14 protein-coding genes are annotated in these 14,203 nt (G+C 64.8%); 9 read left to right on the forward strand and 5 right to left on the reverse strand.

Going from position 1 to position 14,203, the window contains the following annotated elements; translation table 11 throughout:
* The first annotated feature begins 99 nt into the window (after positions 1–99).
* Together moaA and A0O30_RS02340 are read left to right on the forward strand one after the other, a co-directional pair.
* Positions 100–1,104, forward strand: coding sequence for a GTP 3',8-cyclase MoaA (gene moaA, locus A0O30_RS02335; protein WP_105945448.1), 1,005 nt, complete (start codon positions 100–102; stop codon positions 1,102–1,104).
* A 20-nt stretch (positions 1,105–1,124) separates the two neighbouring features.
* A complete protein-coding gene (locus A0O30_RS02340) occupies positions 1,125–2,024 on the forward strand; it encodes a bestrophin family protein (protein WP_105945449.1) in 900 nt (299 codons plus the stop codon).
* Between the two features lie 164 nt (positions 2,025–2,188).
* On the opposite strand, the gene moaB is transcribed toward A0O30_RS02340, so the two are convergent.
* The gene (gene moaB, locus A0O30_RS02345; RefSeq protein ID WP_105945450.1) at positions 2,189–2,728 is read right to left on the reverse strand and encodes a molybdenum cofactor biosynthesis protein B; all 540 of its coding nucleotides are present in this window, start codon (positions 2,726–2,728) and stop codon (positions 2,189–2,191) included.
* 141 nt (positions 2,729–2,869) lie between these two features.
* On the opposite strand from moaB, the gene A0O30_RS02350 reads away from it, so the two are divergent.
* The gene (locus A0O30_RS02350) at positions 2,870–3,757 is read left to right on the forward strand and encodes a LysR family transcriptional regulator (protein ID WP_105945451.1); all 888 of its coding nucleotides are present in this window, start codon (positions 2,870–2,872) and stop codon (positions 3,755–3,757) included.
* Here the strand turns inward: A0O30_RS02350 and A0O30_RS02355 are convergent.
* Entirely contained in the window at positions 3,745–4,527 is a 783-nt protein-coding gene (locus A0O30_RS02355; protein ID WP_105945452.1) for an AraC family transcriptional regulator, read from the reverse strand. The two genes, A0O30_RS02350 and A0O30_RS02355, sit on opposite strands and share 13 nt — an antisense overlap.
* A gap of 282 nt (positions 4,528–4,809) precedes the next feature.
* Here A0O30_RS02355 and A0O30_RS02360 point away from each other — a divergent pair, with 282 nt between their 5' ends.
* From A0O30_RS02360 to A0O30_RS02385, 5 genes are all read left to right on the forward strand, one after another.
* Entirely contained in the window at positions 4,810–6,423 is a 1,614-nt protein-coding gene (locus A0O30_RS02360; RefSeq protein WP_105945453.1) for an APC family permease, read from the forward strand.
* 23 nt (positions 6,424–6,446) lie between these two features.
* Positions 6,447–7,373: a 4-hydroxyproline epimerase gene (locus tag A0O30_RS02365; RefSeq protein WP_105945454.1), complete on the forward strand. Its 927-nt coding sequence runs from the start codon at positions 6,447–6,449 to the stop codon at positions 7,371–7,373.
* 41 nt (positions 7,374–7,414) lie between these two features.
* Entirely contained in the window at positions 7,415–8,362 is a 948-nt protein-coding gene (locus A0O30_RS02370; RefSeq protein ID WP_105945455.1) for a dihydrodipicolinate synthase family protein, read from the forward strand.
* 200 nt (positions 8,363–8,562) lie between these two features.
* On the forward strand, positions 8,563–10,140 hold the full coding sequence (locus A0O30_RS02380) for an aldehyde dehydrogenase (NADP(+)) (protein WP_105945457.1): 1,578 nt from the start codon (positions 8,563–8,565) through the stop codon (positions 10,138–10,140).
* Positions 10,141–10,142: 2 nt separating this feature from the next.
* Complete coding sequence (locus A0O30_RS02385) at positions 10,143–11,390, forward strand: FAD-binding oxidoreductase (protein ID WP_105945458.1); 1,248 nt, start codon at positions 10,143–10,145, stop codon at positions 11,388–11,390.
* Between the two features lie 32 nt (positions 11,391–11,422).
* On the opposite strand, the gene xenA is transcribed toward A0O30_RS02385, so the two are convergent.
* Positions 11,423–12,514, reverse strand: a complete 1,092-nt coding sequence (gene xenA, locus A0O30_RS02390; protein WP_105945459.1) for a xenobiotic reductase XenA — start codon at positions 12,512–12,514, stop codon at positions 11,423–11,425.
* 85 nt (positions 12,515–12,599) lie between these two features.
* Here xenA and A0O30_RS02395 point away from each other — a divergent pair, with 85 nt between their 5' ends.
* A complete protein-coding gene (locus A0O30_RS02395) occupies positions 12,600–12,899 on the forward strand; it encodes a helix-turn-helix transcriptional regulator (protein WP_025753907.1) in 300 nt (99 codons plus the stop codon).
* Between the two features lie 30 nt (positions 12,900–12,929).
* Here the strand turns inward: A0O30_RS02395 and A0O30_RS02400 are convergent, their stop codons facing one another.
* Together A0O30_RS02400 and A0O30_RS02405 are read right to left on the reverse strand one after the other, a co-directional pair.
* On the reverse strand, positions 12,930–13,547 hold the full coding sequence (locus A0O30_RS02400; protein WP_105945460.1) for a metalloregulator ArsR/SmtB family transcription factor: 618 nt from the start codon (positions 13,545–13,547) through the stop codon (positions 12,930–12,932).
* Positions 13,547–14,185, reverse strand: a complete 639-nt coding sequence (locus A0O30_RS02405; protein ID WP_105945461.1) for a hypothetical protein — start codon at positions 14,183–14,185, stop codon at positions 13,547–13,549. The genes A0O30_RS02400 and A0O30_RS02405 overlap by 1 nt, the downstream gene beginning before the upstream one ends.
* Positions 14,186–14,203 lie beyond the last annotated feature (18 nt).

Genomic DNA, 14,203 nt, shown 5'->3' on the forward strand with positions numbered 1-14,203 from the left:
CGTGATAGAAACCATCGATCAACCAGTCGGGCAAAGCAATTTGACGGCCCTGCGGCCAGGTTATAGCTTGGAGTGAACCCACCCCATTCGAGCGCGAAAGTGGAACAGAACAGCCGGGCCCTGATCGACGGCTTCAACCGGAAAATCGACTACCTGCGGATGTCGGTCACCGACCGCTGTGACTTCCGTTGCGTGTACTGCATGGCCGAAGACATGCAGTTTTTGCCGCGCCAGCAGATCCTCAGCCTCGAAGAACTGTTCCAGGTGGCCGAGCGCTTCGTCGCCCTGGGCACCCGCAAGATCCGCCTGACCGGCGGCGAGCCGCTGGTACGCCAGGGTATCGTCGAGCTGTGCGGGCGGATTGCCGCCCTGCCCGGCCTGCGCGAGCTGTGCATGACCAGCAACGGCTCGCAACTCGGGCGCCTGGCGCAGCCTCTGTTCGACGCCGGGCTGTCGCGCCTGAACATCAGCCTCGACAGCCTGGATGCCGAGCGCTTCAAGCAGCTGACCCGTACCGGCGACCTGCACCAGGTCATCGCCGGGATCGACGCCGCACGCCAGGCCGGCTTCAAGCGCATCAAGCTCAACTGTGTGGTACTCAAAGGCCGCAACGACCACGAACTGGTCGACCTGGTGCGCTTTGCCATCGATCGCGAGCTGGACATCACCTTCATCGAAGAAATGCCGCTGGGGGTAATCAGTGAACACGAACGTGGCGAGTCGTTCTGCTCCAGCGACGAAGTACGCGAGCGCCTGGCAGAACAGTTCACCCTGGTGGAGTCCACCGAATCATCACAGGGCCCTGCCCGCTACTGGCGCCTGGCCGAAGCCGCCAACACCCGGGTCGGTTTCATCTCGCCGCACAGCCACAACTTTTGCGCCACCTGCAACCGCGTGCGCCTGACGGTCGAAGGCCGCCTGTTGCTGTGCCTGGGCAACGAACACTCGGTAGACCTGAAGCACGTGCTGCGTGCTCACCCAGGCAGCCGCGAGCGCCTGGAAAAGGCCATCCGCGACTCCCTGCACCTCAAGCCCTACCGCCACCACTTCGAAGTGGGTGGCGATGTGCAGATCCTGCGCTTCATGAACATGACCGGCGGCTGAACGGCCGTCTCTGGATTTCCATGATTGTCCACCCAAACCCCGATGTACTGCGTGTGCTGTTCACCCTCAAGGGGTCGATCGTCAAGCGCATCGCCCTGCGCTGCCTGATGGTGACCCTGCTGGCCGCGCTGATCGTGCTGGTCGAGCGCCATTTCCCCGCGTTTTTCTACCCGGTCAGTGCCACGCCGTTTACCTTGCTGGGCCTGTCGCTGTCGATCTTCATGAGCTTTCGCAACAACGCCTGCTACGACCGCTGGTGGGAGGGCCGTAAGGCCTGGGGCAAGCTGATTATCGAAACCCGCTCGTTCGTGCGCGAAAGCGTGGTGATTGCTGACGAGGCGCTGCGCGCAGAGCTGCTGCGCAGCCTGTGTGGCTATGCCCATGCGCTGAATGCCCGCCTGCGTAACGAGGACGACCTGGCAGCCGCCCGGCCCTGGCTGGCCCGGCCGGAGGCGATCAGCCCGCATAACGTGTGCGACGGCATCCTGCGCGACATTGGCCAGCATTGCTCGCGGCTGGCGGAACAACAGCACATCAGCGATTGGCGCTACAGCCTGCTGGAACAGCGGCTGGTAGGCCTGACCGAGGTGCAGGCCACCTGTGAGCGGATCAAGTTCACACCTTTGCCCTTCCCCTACACGCTGTTGCTGCACCGCACCATCTACATCTTCTGCCTGCTGCTGCCGTTTGCCCTGGCCGAGCCGCTGGGCTGGCTGGCACCGCTGTTCACCACCATCGTGGGGTACACGTTCTTCGGGCTGGATGCGATTGGCAACGAACTGGAGGACCCGTTCGGGCGGGATGAGAACGACCTGCCGACCGATGCCATGGTGCGGACGGTGGAGCGGGATGTGCTCGCGGGGCTGGGGGAGACGCAGTTGCCGCCAGCGTTGTTGCCGGTGGGGTATGTGTTGAGCTGAGGCAGCATGCACGGTGGATGTGGGAGCGGCCTTGCGTCGCGAAAGGGCTGCGGTAGCAGCCCCAGGATCTCAACCATGATGCAAAGATTGCCGGGGCCGCTTTGCGGCCCTTTCGCGACGCAAGGCCGCTCCCACATTGACCGCGCCGGCCTGCGAGCTTCTAATCACCCCCGGCTGGCACAAGCCTCGATCGGCAACAGGTGTTTAACGAAATTGCACGGCCGGTGCCGGGCATCCAGCTGCTCCGCCAGAATTCCTTCCCACGCCGTACGGCAGGCGCCGGTGGAACCCGGCAAGCAGCACACCAACGTGCGGTTGGACAACCCGGCCAGCGCTCGGCTCTGCACGGTAGAACTGCCGATATCCAGAATCGACAGCGCCCGGAACAGCTCGCCAAAGCCATCGATGCGCTTGTCCAGCAGGCACTCGACCGCCTCCGGTGTGCTGTCACGCCCGGTAAATCCGGTACCGCCGGTTATCAGCACCACCTGCACCTGCTCGTCGGCAATCCAGGTGGCGACCTGGGCGCGGATCTTGTACAGGTCGTCCTTGAGCAACTCCCGCGCCACCAGCCGGTGGCCGACCTCCACCGAACGGCTGGCCAGCAGCTCGCCGGAGGTATCGTTGTCGTAGGTACGGGTGTCGCTGACGGTCAGCACGGCGATGTTGAGCGGTACGAAGACCGCATCGGGTTGGACGCGCACGGTAAAAGCTCCTTGAATGGCATTGTCACCACGCTAGAGGCGTGGCTCGGGGGCGTCCAATCGTTATGGCTTACCGGCCGATCAATGACATCTATCGCAGACGTGGGTTATGGTCTGCACAACCATACGCCAGGCACTTTCATGGACATCAAGCAGCTCAAGTTCCTTATCGCCCTCGACCAGACGCGCCACTTCGGCCAGGCGGCGGCGCTGTGCCATATCACTCAGCCGACGCTGTCCATGCGCCTGCGCAACCTGGAGGACGAGCTGGACCTAGTGCTGGTCAAGCGCGGCCAGCGCTTCGAAGGTTTCACCGAGGCCGGCGAGCGTATTCTGGCCTGGGCCCGCACCCTGCTCGCCGCCCACGACGGCCTGCAGGCCGAGGCCGCCAGTTGCCGGGGCCAGGTGGTCGGCAGCCTGCGGCTGGGCACAGTGCCGCTGGCCAGCTTCAACCCCATCCACCTGCTGCTGCCGCTGCGCGAAAAATACCCCGAACTGCACTTCCAGCTCAGCTCGCTGAGCTCGGAGCAAGTCATCGACGGACTGAGCCGCAACCAGCTCGACCTGGGTATCTGCTACCTGGACCAGGTCAACACCAGCTTCTTCGAAGTACTGGAGCTGGGCACCACCACCATGGGCCTGCTGCACGACACCCGGCACTTCCAGTTTGACAGCGACACCCTGCGCTGGGACGCGCTCAGCGACATACCGCTGGGCCTGTTGAGCAAGGGTATGCACTACCGACAGTCGCTGGACCTGAGCTTCCGCAGCCGTGGCCTGGAACCGCATGCGGTACTGGAAAGCGACTCGACCTTCCAGCTGATCCAGGCCATCAACACCGGCATGTGCTGCGCGATCATGCCGTTGGACTGCGGCCTCGAAGACCTCAGCGAGCACCTGCGCATTCTGCCGGTGGCCGACGCAGCCATCCACAGCCCGGTCGGCCTGTTGCTGCGCCGCAGCGAGCCGCGCTCAGCCATTGCCGAGCAGTGTTTTGCCGAGGCGCGGGCGCTGTTTCAAGCCACCTGATCGCTGGTTGCCTGGCGATACTGGCGAGGGGTAAAGCCGGTCAGTTGCTTGAACTGACGGCTGAAGGCGCTGTGGTCGGTGTAGCCGCAGCGCATCGCCACGTCGGTGATCGGCAGGTCCGAATGCAGCAGGCGGTGGGCGTGCTCCAGGCGCGCCTTGTGGATCATCTGTCGAGGTGTGAGGTGAAATACCCGCTTGCAGTAGCGCTCCAGCTGAGCCACGGAAATGCCGGCGATGCGGGTCAGCTCGCCCATGCTGATCGGCTGGTGAAAGTGCTGGCGGATGTGCTCGTCCACTGCGGCCAGGCGCTGGTAGGCCGGGTGAGTGTCGGCGGCTGATTGCAGGTCGACCGAAATGCCCACCAGGCCGATGATCTCGCCCGCCTGGTTGTACAGCGGGCGCTTGTGGGTCAGGCACCAGCCGGGCTCGCGGCTGCCGTACAGATGCAGCTCCAGCTGGTCTTCCAGCACCAGACCTTCCTTGAGTACGCGGCGGTCCTGCTCGGTGTAACCGGGGCCCAGCTGCGCCGGGAACACTTCGGCACTGGTCTTGCCCAGCAACGGCTGCAAGCGCTTGAGGCCACAGCGCTGGACCAGGGTGTGGTTGGCCAGCACGTAGCGCGCGGCCGGGTCTTTGATGAAGATGGCGGCGTTGGGGATGGCGTCGAGAATCGGCAGCAGCAGGGAAACGCTGGCCAACAGGGCCTCAAGGCTCGCGGGGCGGTGCTGGTCGAGAGACTGGTACAGGGTTGCCAAGGGATTGTCGGTCATCTTCGGTTCTCTGCTGGCTGTGCCGGCCCTACCCATGCATCTCCACACCCCTTGTGCGGTATGGCCTACAGCCTATCTACCACCCCATGCCAACCGCCAGCATTTTTTACAACTGTGCCGATTTCGTCATTCCCTCTGCAGAAAACCATCAAGAACCGCCGGGCCGACCGGTTCACTCTATGCCCCACGCAAGCCGCCCAAGTCCTACAAGAGCGCGGCCCAAAAAGCCGCATCTCGTGACATCAGACCTGCCTATCCAATAACCAACAAAAAGGCGAACCCATGTCAGGCAAATTCAAGAAACAGTTGTCATTGCTGGACCTCACCTTCATCGGCCTGGGGGCCATCTTCGGCTCCGGCTGGCTGTTCGCCGCCAGCCACGTCTCGGCCATCGCCGGCCCGGCCGGCATCCTGTCCTGGTTCCTCGGCGGGTTCGCCGTACTGCTGCTGGGCATCGTCTACTGCGAACTGGGCGCCGCCCTGCCCCGCGCCGGTGGCGTGGTGCGCTACCCGGTTTACTCGCACGGCCCGCTGCTGGGCTACCTGATGGGTTTCATCACCCTGATCGCCTTTTCCAGCCTGATCGCCATCGAAGTGGTCGCCTCGCGCCAGTACGCCGCCGCGTGGTTCCCCGGGCTGACCAAGGCCGGCTCAAGCGACCCGACCGTACTCGGCTGGCTGGTGCAATTCGCCTTGCTGGGGCTGTTCTTCTTCCTCAATTACCGCAGTGTGAAAACCTTCGCCAAGGCCAACAACCTGGTCAGCGTGTTCAAGTTCATCGTGCCGCTGCTGGTGATCGGCGTACTATTCACCTTCTTCAAGCCAGAAAACTTCGAGGTCCACGGTTTTGCCCCGTTCGGCCTGTCCGGGGTGGAAATGGCCGTGTCGGCGGGCGGCATCATCTTCGCCTACCTGGGCCTGACGCCGATCATTTCGGTGGCCAGCGAAGTGAAGAACCCGCAGCGCACCATCCCGATTGCGCTGATTCTTTCGGTGCTGCTGTCCACCGCCATCTACGCCCTGCTGCAACTGGCCTTCCTCGGCAGCGTACCGACCGAAATGCTCACCAACGGCTGGGCTGCGGTCACCAAGGAACTGGCCCTGCCCTACCGTGACATCGCCCTTGCCCTGGGTGTGGGCTGGCTGGCCTACCTGGTGGTGGCCGACGCGGTGATCTCGCCCAGCGGCTGCGGCAACATCTACATGAACGCCACCCCGCGTGTGATCTATGGCTGGGCGCAGACCGGCACCTTCTTCAAGTACTTCACCCGCATCGACGCCGAGTCCGGCATCCCGCGCCCGGCCCTGTGGCTGACGTTTGCCCTGTCGGTGTTCTGGACCCTGCCGTTCCCGTCGTGGGAAGCACTGATCAACGTGGTATCCGCTGCCCTGGTACTGAGCTACGCCGTGGCCCCGGTCACCGTCGCCGCCCTGCGCCGCAATGCGCCAGACATGCCGCGCCCGTTCCGGGTCAAGGGCATGGGCGTGATCGGGCCGCTGTCGTTCATCATCGCCGCGCTGATCGTGTACTGGTCCGGCTGGAATACCGTGTCGTGGCTACTGGCCCTGCAAATCGTGATGTTCGTGCTGTACCTGCTGTGCGGCCGCTTCGTGCCCACCCAGCACCTGTCGCTGGCCCAGCAAGTGCGCTCGTCGGCATGGCTGATCGGCTTCTACGCAGTAACCATCCTGCTGTCGTGGCTGGGCAGCTTCGGCGGCCTGGGGGTCATCGGCCACCCGCTCGACACCGTAGCCGTGGCGGCTTGTGCCCTGGGCATCTACTACTGGGGAGCGGCCACTGGCGTGCCTGCACACCTGGTGCGCCTGGAAGGCGAGGACGAAAGCGAAACCACCGCTGACACCTATGCCGGCCGCCCTGCCGCCGTCGCCTCCTGATCTTTTACGCAAGGGACAAGCCCATGAAACAGATTCACGTCATCGACTCCCACACTGGCGGCGAACCGACCCGCCTGGTGATGAAGGGCTTCCCGCAACTGCATGGCCGCAGCATGGCCGAACAGCGCGACGAACTGCGGGAGCTGCACGACCACTGGCGCCGTGCCTGCCTGCTGGAGCCTCGCGGCAACGATGTGCTGGTGGGCGCGCTGTACTGCCCACCGGTGTCGGCCGACGCCACCTGCGGGGTGATTTTCTTCAACAACGCCGGCTATCTGAACATGTGCGGCCACGGCACCATCGGCCTGGTCGCCTCGTTGCAGCACCTGGGCCTGATCGCGCCCGGCGTGCACAAGATCGACACCCCGGTCGGCCAGGTCAGCGCCACCCTGCATGACGACGGGGCCATCACCGTCGGCAACGTGCCCTCTTACCGCTACCGCCAGCAGGTGGCGGTGGATGTGCCCGGGCACGGCGTCGTGCACGGCGACATTGCCTGGGGCGGCAACTGGTTCTTCCTGGTTTCCGAACACGGCCAGCGCATCGAGCTGGGCAACCGGGAAGCGCTCACCGAGTACACCTGGGCCATGCTCAAGGCCCTCGAAGCCCAGGGTATCACCGGTGAAAACGGCGCCCCCATCGACCACGTCGAGTTGTTCGCCAACGACGCCAACGCCGACAGCCGCAACTTCGTGATGTGCCCAGGCAAGGCCTACGACCGTTCGCCCTGCGGCACCGGCACCAGCGCCAAGCTGGCCTGCCTGGCCGCCGACGGCAAGCTTGCCGAAGGCCAGACCTGGGTGCAGGCCAGCATCACCGGCAGCCAGTTCCACGGCCGCTACGAGCGCGACGGCGAACACATTCGCCCGTTCATCACCGGCCGCGCCTACATGACCGCCGACAGCACCCTGCTGATTGACGAACAAGACCCGTTCGCCTGGGGCATCTGACCCCGGCTTTTTCCGACTGAACATTGCGAGGAGTGACAACAATGACTGACAACATCTTCACCGGCACCATGCCCGCCCTGATGACCCCATGCACCGCCGACCGCAAGCCGGACTTCGACGCCCTGGTGCGCAAGGGCCGAGAGCTGATCGAAGCCGGCATGAGCGCCGTGGTGTACTGCGGCTCGATGGGTGATTGGCCGCTGCTGACCGAAGCCGAGCGCCAGGAAGGCGTGGCGCGCCTGGTGGCCGCCGGCATTCCGACCATCGTCGGCACCGGTGCGGTGAACACCCGCGAAGCGGTTTCCCACGCCGCCCATGCTGCCAAGGTCGGTGCCGCCGGCCTTATGGTCATCCCCCGCGTGCTTAGCCGTGGTGCCTCGCTGATCGCCCAGAAACACCACTTCTCGGCCATCCTCGCCGCCGCGCAGAAACTGCCGGCAGTCATCTACAACAGCCCCTACTACGGCTTCGCCACCCGCGCCGACCTGTTCTTCGAACTGCGCAGCGAATTCTCCAACCTGATCGGCTTCAAGGAATTCGGCGGTGGCGCCGACCTGCGCTACGCCGCCGAGCACATCACCTCCAAGGACGACGATGTGACCCTGATGGTCGGCGTGGATACCCAGGTGGTGCACGGCTTCGTCAACTGCAACGCCACCGGTGCCATCACCGGCATCGGCAACGCCCTGCCGCGTGAAGTGCTGCACCTGGTAAGCCTGAGCAAGCAGGCGGCCAAGGGCGATGCGAAGGCCCGTCGCCTGGCGCGTGAGCTGGAAGCGGCACTGGCGGTGCTGTCGTCGTTCGATGAGGGTTGCGACCTGGTGCTGTACTACAAGCACCTGATGGTGCTGAACGGTGACAGCGAGTACAGCCTGCACTTCAACGAGACCGATGTGCTGACCGATGCCCAGCGCAACTATGCCGAGCAGCAGTACGCGCTGTTCCGTAGCTGGTATGCCAACTGGTCGGCTGAGCAGAACGTCGCCTGACTTTAGTCCTGCGCGGACTCTTGTGGGAGCGGCCTTGTGTCGCGAAAGGGCGGCGAAGCAGCCCCGGGATTTCCGCGCAGATGCACAAATTGCTGGGGCTGCTTCGCAGCCCTTTCCGACCGGTCCGGCGCCCCGGCAAGGCCGCTCCTACAGGGGCTGCGGTTTCCCTTGATACCCGTATTTGATTCCAAGGAGGCTATATGCCCCTCACAGGCAACCTGCTGATCGGCCAGACACCGGTAACCGGCAGCCGCGAAGCCATCCGCGCCATCAACCCGGCTACCGGCCAAACGCTGGAGCCGGCCTACCTCGGCGGCACCGGCGAACACGTGGCCCAGGCCTGCGCCCTGGCCTGGGCGGCGTTCGACGCCTACCGCGAAACCTCGCTCGAACAACGGGCACAATTTCTCGAAACCATCGCCGCGCAGATCGAAGCCCTCGGCGATGCCCTGATCGACCGCGCCGTGGCCGAAACCGGCCTGCCCAAAGCGCGCATTCAGGGCGAACGTGGCCGCACCTGCACCCAGTTGCGCACCTTCGCCCGGGTGGTGCGGGCTGGTGAATGGCTGGATGTGCGGGTCGACAATGCCCAGCCCGAACGCCAGCCCCTGCCCCGCGCCGACCTGCGTCAGCGCCAGGTGGCCCTGGGGCCGGTGGCCGTGTTCGGCGCCAGCAATTTTCCGCTGGCGTTCTCGGTGGCCGGCGGCGACACCGCGTCGGCATTGGCCGCTGGCTGCCCGGTGGTGGTCAAGGCCCACAGCGCCCACCCTGGCACCAGCGAACTGGTCGGCCAGGCCGTGGCGCAAGCGGTGAAGCTGTGCGGTTTGCCGGCCGGCGTGTTCTCGCTGCTGTATGGCTCTGGCCGAGAAGTGGGCATCGCCCTGGTCAGCGACCCGCGTATCAAGGCAGTAGGTTTTACCGGGTCGCGCAGCGGTGGTGTCGCACTGTGCCAGGCCGCTCAGGCACGCCCGGAGCCGATCCCGGTGTACGCCGAAATGAGCTCGATCAACCCGGTATTCCTCTTCAAGGGCGCTCTAGAGGCCCGCGCCGAATCGCTGGCGCAAGGCTTCGTTACGTCGTTGACCCAAGGTGCTGGCCAGTTCTGCACCAACCCCGGCCTGGTGATCGCCCGGCAAGGGCACGCGTTGCAGCGCTTCATCGCTGCCGCCAGCGAACACGTACAACAGGCCGCCGCGCAGACCATGCTCACCCCGGGCATCTTCAGTGCTTACCAGGCCGGTGTCGGTGCCCTGGCGGAAAACGCCAATGCCGAGGCGGCAGCCAGTGGTCAGGCCGGGCAAGGCCCCAACCAATGCCAGGCCCAGTTGTTCGTGACCCAGGCCGAAGCCTTCCTGGCAGACCCGGCGTTGCAGGCCGAAGTGTTCGGTGCTGCATCGTTGATCGTGGCCTGCGCGAGCGATGAACAGGTACGCCAGGTGGCCGAGCATCTGGAAGGCCAGTTGACTGCTACGTTGCAACTGGACGATGCCGACATCGCCAGCGCCCGCGCCCTGCTGCCAACCCTTGAACGCAAGGCCGGGCGCATTCTGGTCAATGGCTGGCCGACGGGCGTAGAGGTGTGCGATGCGATGGTCCACGGCGGACCGTTCCCGGCCACCTCCGATGCCCGCACCACCTCGGTGGGCACGGCGGCGATCCTGCGCTTCCTGCGCCCGGTGTGCTACCAGGACCTCCCCGAAGCCTTGCTGCCGTCTGCGTTGCAGCACGGCAACCCGCTGCAGCTGCGGCGCCTGCTTGACGGTAAACGGGAAGGCTGAGCATGCTCGAAACCGCTGAAACCGATATCGCGGTGGTTGGCGCCGGCATTGTCGGCGTCGCTTGCGCCCTGCAACTGGCCCGTCAGGGCCGCCGAGTGCTGCTGGTCGACCGTCAGGCGCCCGGCCAGGGCGCATCCTATGGCAATGCCGGGCACCTGGCGACCGAGCAGGTGTTCCCGATTGCCGACCTGTCCATCCTCAAGCGCCTGCCGCGCATGCTGCTGGACCCGATGGGCCCCCTGCGCCTGGACTGGAAGTACCTGCCCAGGGCCATGCCCTGGTTCACCCGCCTGCTGCTCAATCTGCGCCCGGCACCGTTCCAGCGCAGCGTGACCGGCATCCGCACACTGAACGAAGGCAGCCTGGGTGCCTGGCAGCGCCTACTGGGCTCAATCGGGTGCAGCGAGCTGTTCCAGGAAGATGGCTCACTGCTGGTGTTCGAGAAGCCTGAATCACGCCAGGCGCTGGAGGCCTTGCGCGCACGCATGCAACAGCAGGCGGTGCCGGTGGACTTCTGGTCGGCCGAGGCCGTCCACGAAGCGGCACCTCAGTTGAACCCGTCATTGCTGGGCGGGCTGTTCTTTCCCAAGACCGGTCATTTCATCGATCCATACAGGGTGGTGTGCGAGCTGTTCGAAGCGGCCAAAGCCAGTGGCGTACGGTTTGCCCAGGCGCAGGTCGAGGGTGGCCGGTTGCACAGTGGCGGGGTCACCCTGGTCAGCGACCATGGCACGTTCAATTCCCGTCAAGTGCTGATCAGCTGTGGTGCGCACTCTGCGAAACTGACCGCCGCACTGACGGGCAAAAGGGTGCCGCTGGACACGGAGCGCGGTTACCACCTGATGCTGCCGAGCGAACATCAGCGCCTGCCGTTTGCAGTCACTTCGCTGGAACGCAAGTTCATCATGACGCCCATGGCCGACGGCTTGCGCCTGGCCGGCACGGTGGAATTCGCCGGGCTGGAGGCACCGCCGAGCATGCAGCGCGCCTGGCAGTTGCACCATTTGAGCAAGGGGTTGTTCCGGCAAGACTTGAGTGCCGAAGGGGCTACGCCGTGGATGGGCTTCAGGCCTTCGTTGCCAGACTCGTTGCCGGTGATCGACAGGGTGTGTGACGGGCGGGTGCTGTTGGCGTTTGGGCATCAGCATTTGGGGCTGACCCAGGCAGCGGTGACGGCGGAGTGGGTGGGAAGGTTGGCTGAGCAGGCCAGTGGGCCTGAGATGGGGGCCTACCGGCTAGATCGGTTTTAGATTCGGGGGCCGCTGTGCGGCCCCTCTAAGCCTCAGCGATAACGCTCAAGCCAATGCGCATATGGGGCTGGCAAGGTCCAGGAGGCTTTCTCCACCCCCAGCTCCTTGGCCGCAAAGTACGCCCAGTGCGGATCAGCCAAATGCGCACGCCCTACCGACACCAGGTCCAGCTGGTTGGCCTGCAACGCGGCTTCAGCCAGTTGCGGCGTACCAAAGCCCCACGCCGAGGTCACCGGCAGCTTCGCCTCACGGCGCACACGTTCGGCAATCGGCCCCATGAATGCAGGTCCCCACGGAATGTTGGTTTCAGGGATGGTGAAACCGACGCTCACGCTCAGCAGGTCCAGGCCACCGGCCTTGAAGCGGCGCGCCAGCTCGATCGACTCTTCCAGGGTCTGCTCATCGCGGCCATCGTACTCCAGCACACCAAAACGCGCGGTCAGCGGCAGGTTCTCCGGCCACACTTCACGCACCGCAGCCAGGGTTTCCAGCAGGAAACGGCTGCGGTTGTCGAAGCTGCCGCCGTAGGCATCGGTACGCTTGTTGGCGTGCTCGGAGAAGAAGCTCTGGCCCAGATAGCCGTGGGCAAAGTGCAGTTCGATCCACTCAAAGCCGGCATCACGCGCACGGCGGGCGGCATCGACGAAGTCCTGCTTGACCCGGGCGATGTCGTCCAGGGTCATTGCGCGCGGCACGTTTGGCAGGTGCGCGCCAAAGGCAATGGCGGACGGGGCGATGGTTTCCCAGCCACGTGCGTCATCAGCACCAATGTGGTCGTCACCCTCCCACGGGCGGTTGGCGCTGGCCTTGCGGCCGGCGTGGGCAATCTGGATGCCCGGCACCGAACCGGCCGCCTTGATGGCCTGCACCACCGGCACGAAAGCCTGGGCGTGGGCATCGCTCCAGATACCGGCGCAACCGGGGGTAATGCGCCCTTCCGGTGCCACCGCCGTGGCTTCGACCACCAGCAGGCCGGCACCGCCACGGGCCATGCTGGCGTAATGCACCTGGTGCCAGTCGTTGATCAGGCCATCCTCGGCCATGTACTGGCACATGGGCGGAATGGCGATGCGGTTGCGCAGGGTGACGTCTTTTAGGGTGTAGGGTTCGAACAGTGCGGACATGGGAAACTCCGGGTTCATCTGAATACTGTTGTTCGATCATAATCGAACTATGGCAATTAATGAAACCCCCGTTATCATGTGAGCCATGCGAGCCTACAAACACCCCACCGCTGAAGACCTGATCCTCGAACGCCTGCTCTATGCGCTAAGCGATCCCGTACGCCTGGAAATCGTCCGTCACCTGGCCGGGGTTACCGAAGCCAGTTGCGGCGAGCTGGATGGCGGCCGGCCAAAGTCCAGCATGTCCCACCACTTCCGCGTGTTGCGCGATGCGGGGTTGGTGCATACCCGCAATGTGGGGACAACCCATATGAATTCGCTGCGTAGCGAAATGCTGGGTGAGCGGTTTCCCGGGTTGCTGGAGTGCATCCTGCGGCAGAGCTGATGCTCCCTGTGCCGGCGGGTACAGGCTGCATCAATCTTTCTTCTGGCCCAAGGCAAACCGGCACACCTGCCCGCCCCTGAGCATGCACTCCTCATGGCTAACCTCAGCCCCACCCAGGGCCCCGATCAACGCCAGGTCCAGCTCACACACCACCGGGTGCGCCTTGGCCAGATGATGGAACACACAATTGTGCGCGACGATCTCGGGCTCACCTGACGAGCGAAAGAACACCTGCGCCTCATACCCGGCAGTGTTCATGTGATCGACGATGCGCGCTTGATCCACTACCTCGTGCTCCAGATCCGCCGCCAGCCTGCGCCCCAGTTGGCGCATCAGCGCCTGCAGTGCTTCCGGCCCAAGCAAACCAGCCACTTCACCAATCAGCAGGTTGGCCAGCAAGGGGTACTGGCGGGGAAACTGTTCGCGGGCGAGATCGGTCAGCTCGTGCAGCTGTTCCGGCCGACGCCCGGTAGGCCGGGTAGCGCCGCGCTTGACCAGGCCATCACGCTCCAGCGCGGCCAGGTGCTGGCGCACGGCCGTGCGGGTGATGGCCAGGGCCTGCGCCAGGTCGTCGATGCTCATGCCGGCCGGCTGGTGCAGCAACGCGTGGAGCAGGTCCTGTTGGGTGCGGCCCAGGCCTTCAAGCATCAGAACTTGTCCGGGAACTGTTTGACCAACGCCGCAGCCAGGGCGTCGGACAGGGCCAGGATATGCTCGCGCATCATCCCCCAGGTACGTGCCTCACCTGCGTAGTCACCGGCCGCCAACTGGTCGATCTGCGCCACATGGTGCCCGCCATGGGCGCTGAGCAACGTCAGCAGGGTCGGTTCGGGCAGGTTGGGGTTGGCCTTGGCCAGGAACGCGGCGATGGCCTTGGCATTGCGGGTCAGCTCATCGACGGCGGCTTGTTGGCCCTGCTTGTCCTTGCCCACGGTGGCATCGCTGTAGTGCTTGATAGCGCCCCAGTGGCCGGCCAGCAGTTTGAACAACTGGTCTGCGGCGGGCTGGCCGTACAGCGGCGCGATGCTGTTGGCGATGCGGGTAGCGTCGCTGACCACTTCATTGGCGGCGACTTCAGCTTGTTTGGCGTTGCCGGCCTGGTTGGCGACGGCGTAGTTACGCACCCAGAAAATGTGCTCGACCCAGAGGTCTCGCAGGGCCATGCGGGTGGTCAATGCAGCGGATTCTGCGGGTTTGGCGGCGGGGGTTGATGTGGAGTCGCTCTGGCTCCATGCCGGTTGGGCGCACAGGGCGAGCAGCAGTAAGGCGGCAATCTTGATGTTCATGACGGCACCCTCCTGGAG

This window comes from Pseudomonas sp. LLC-1 (genome assembly GCF_002992185.1).
Lineage (GTDB): Bacteria > Pseudomonadota > Gammaproteobacteria > Pseudomonadales > Pseudomonadaceae > Aquipseudomonas > Aquipseudomonas monteilii.

What these genes read in the sequence shown, in the direction of transcription:
- A0O30_RS02340 (WP_105945449.1), top strand. Translation starts at nt 1,125, where the DNA reads ATGATTGTCCACCCAAACCCCGATGTACTGCGTGTGCTGTTCACCCTC.
- A0O30_RS02350 (WP_105945451.1), top strand. Translation starts at nt 2,870, where the DNA reads ATGGACATCAAGCAGCTCAAGTTCCTTATCGCCCTCGACCAGACGCGC.
- A0O30_RS02355 (WP_105945452.1), bottom strand. Translation starts at nt 4,527, where the DNA reads ATGACCGACAATCCCTTGGCAACCCTGTACCAGTCTCTCGACCAGCAC.
- A0O30_RS02360 (WP_105945453.1), top strand. Translation starts at nt 4,810, where the DNA reads ATGTCAGGCAAATTCAAGAAACAGTTGTCATTGCTGGACCTCACCTTC.
- A0O30_RS02365 (WP_105945454.1), top strand. Translation starts at nt 6,447, where the DNA reads ATGAAACAGATTCACGTCATCGACTCCCACACTGGCGGCGAACCGACC.
- A0O30_RS02370 (WP_105945455.1), top strand. Translation starts at nt 7,415, where the DNA reads ATGACTGACAACATCTTCACCGGCACCATGCCCGCCCTGATGACCCCA.
- A0O30_RS02380 (WP_105945457.1), top strand. Translation starts at nt 8,563, where the DNA reads ATGCCCCTCACAGGCAACCTGCTGATCGGCCAGACACCGGTAACCGGC.
- A0O30_RS02385 (WP_105945458.1), top strand. Translation starts at nt 10,143, where the DNA reads ATGCTCGAAACCGCTGAAACCGATATCGCGGTGGTTGGCGCCGGCATT.
- xenA (WP_105945459.1), bottom strand. Translation starts at nt 12,514, where the DNA reads ATGTCCGCACTGTTCGAACCCTACACCCTAAAAGACGTCACCCTGCGC.
- A0O30_RS02395 (WP_025753907.1), top strand. Translation starts at nt 12,600, where the DNA reads ATGCGAGCCTACAAACACCCCACCGCTGAAGACCTGATCCTCGAACGC.
- A0O30_RS02400 (WP_105945460.1), bottom strand. Translation starts at nt 13,547, where the DNA reads ATGCTTGAAGGCCTGGGCCGCACCCAACAGGACCTGCTCCACGCGTTG.
- A0O30_RS02405 (WP_105945461.1), bottom strand. Translation starts at nt 14,185, where the DNA reads ATGAACATCAAGATTGCCGCCTTACTGCTGCTCGCCCTGTGCGCCCAA.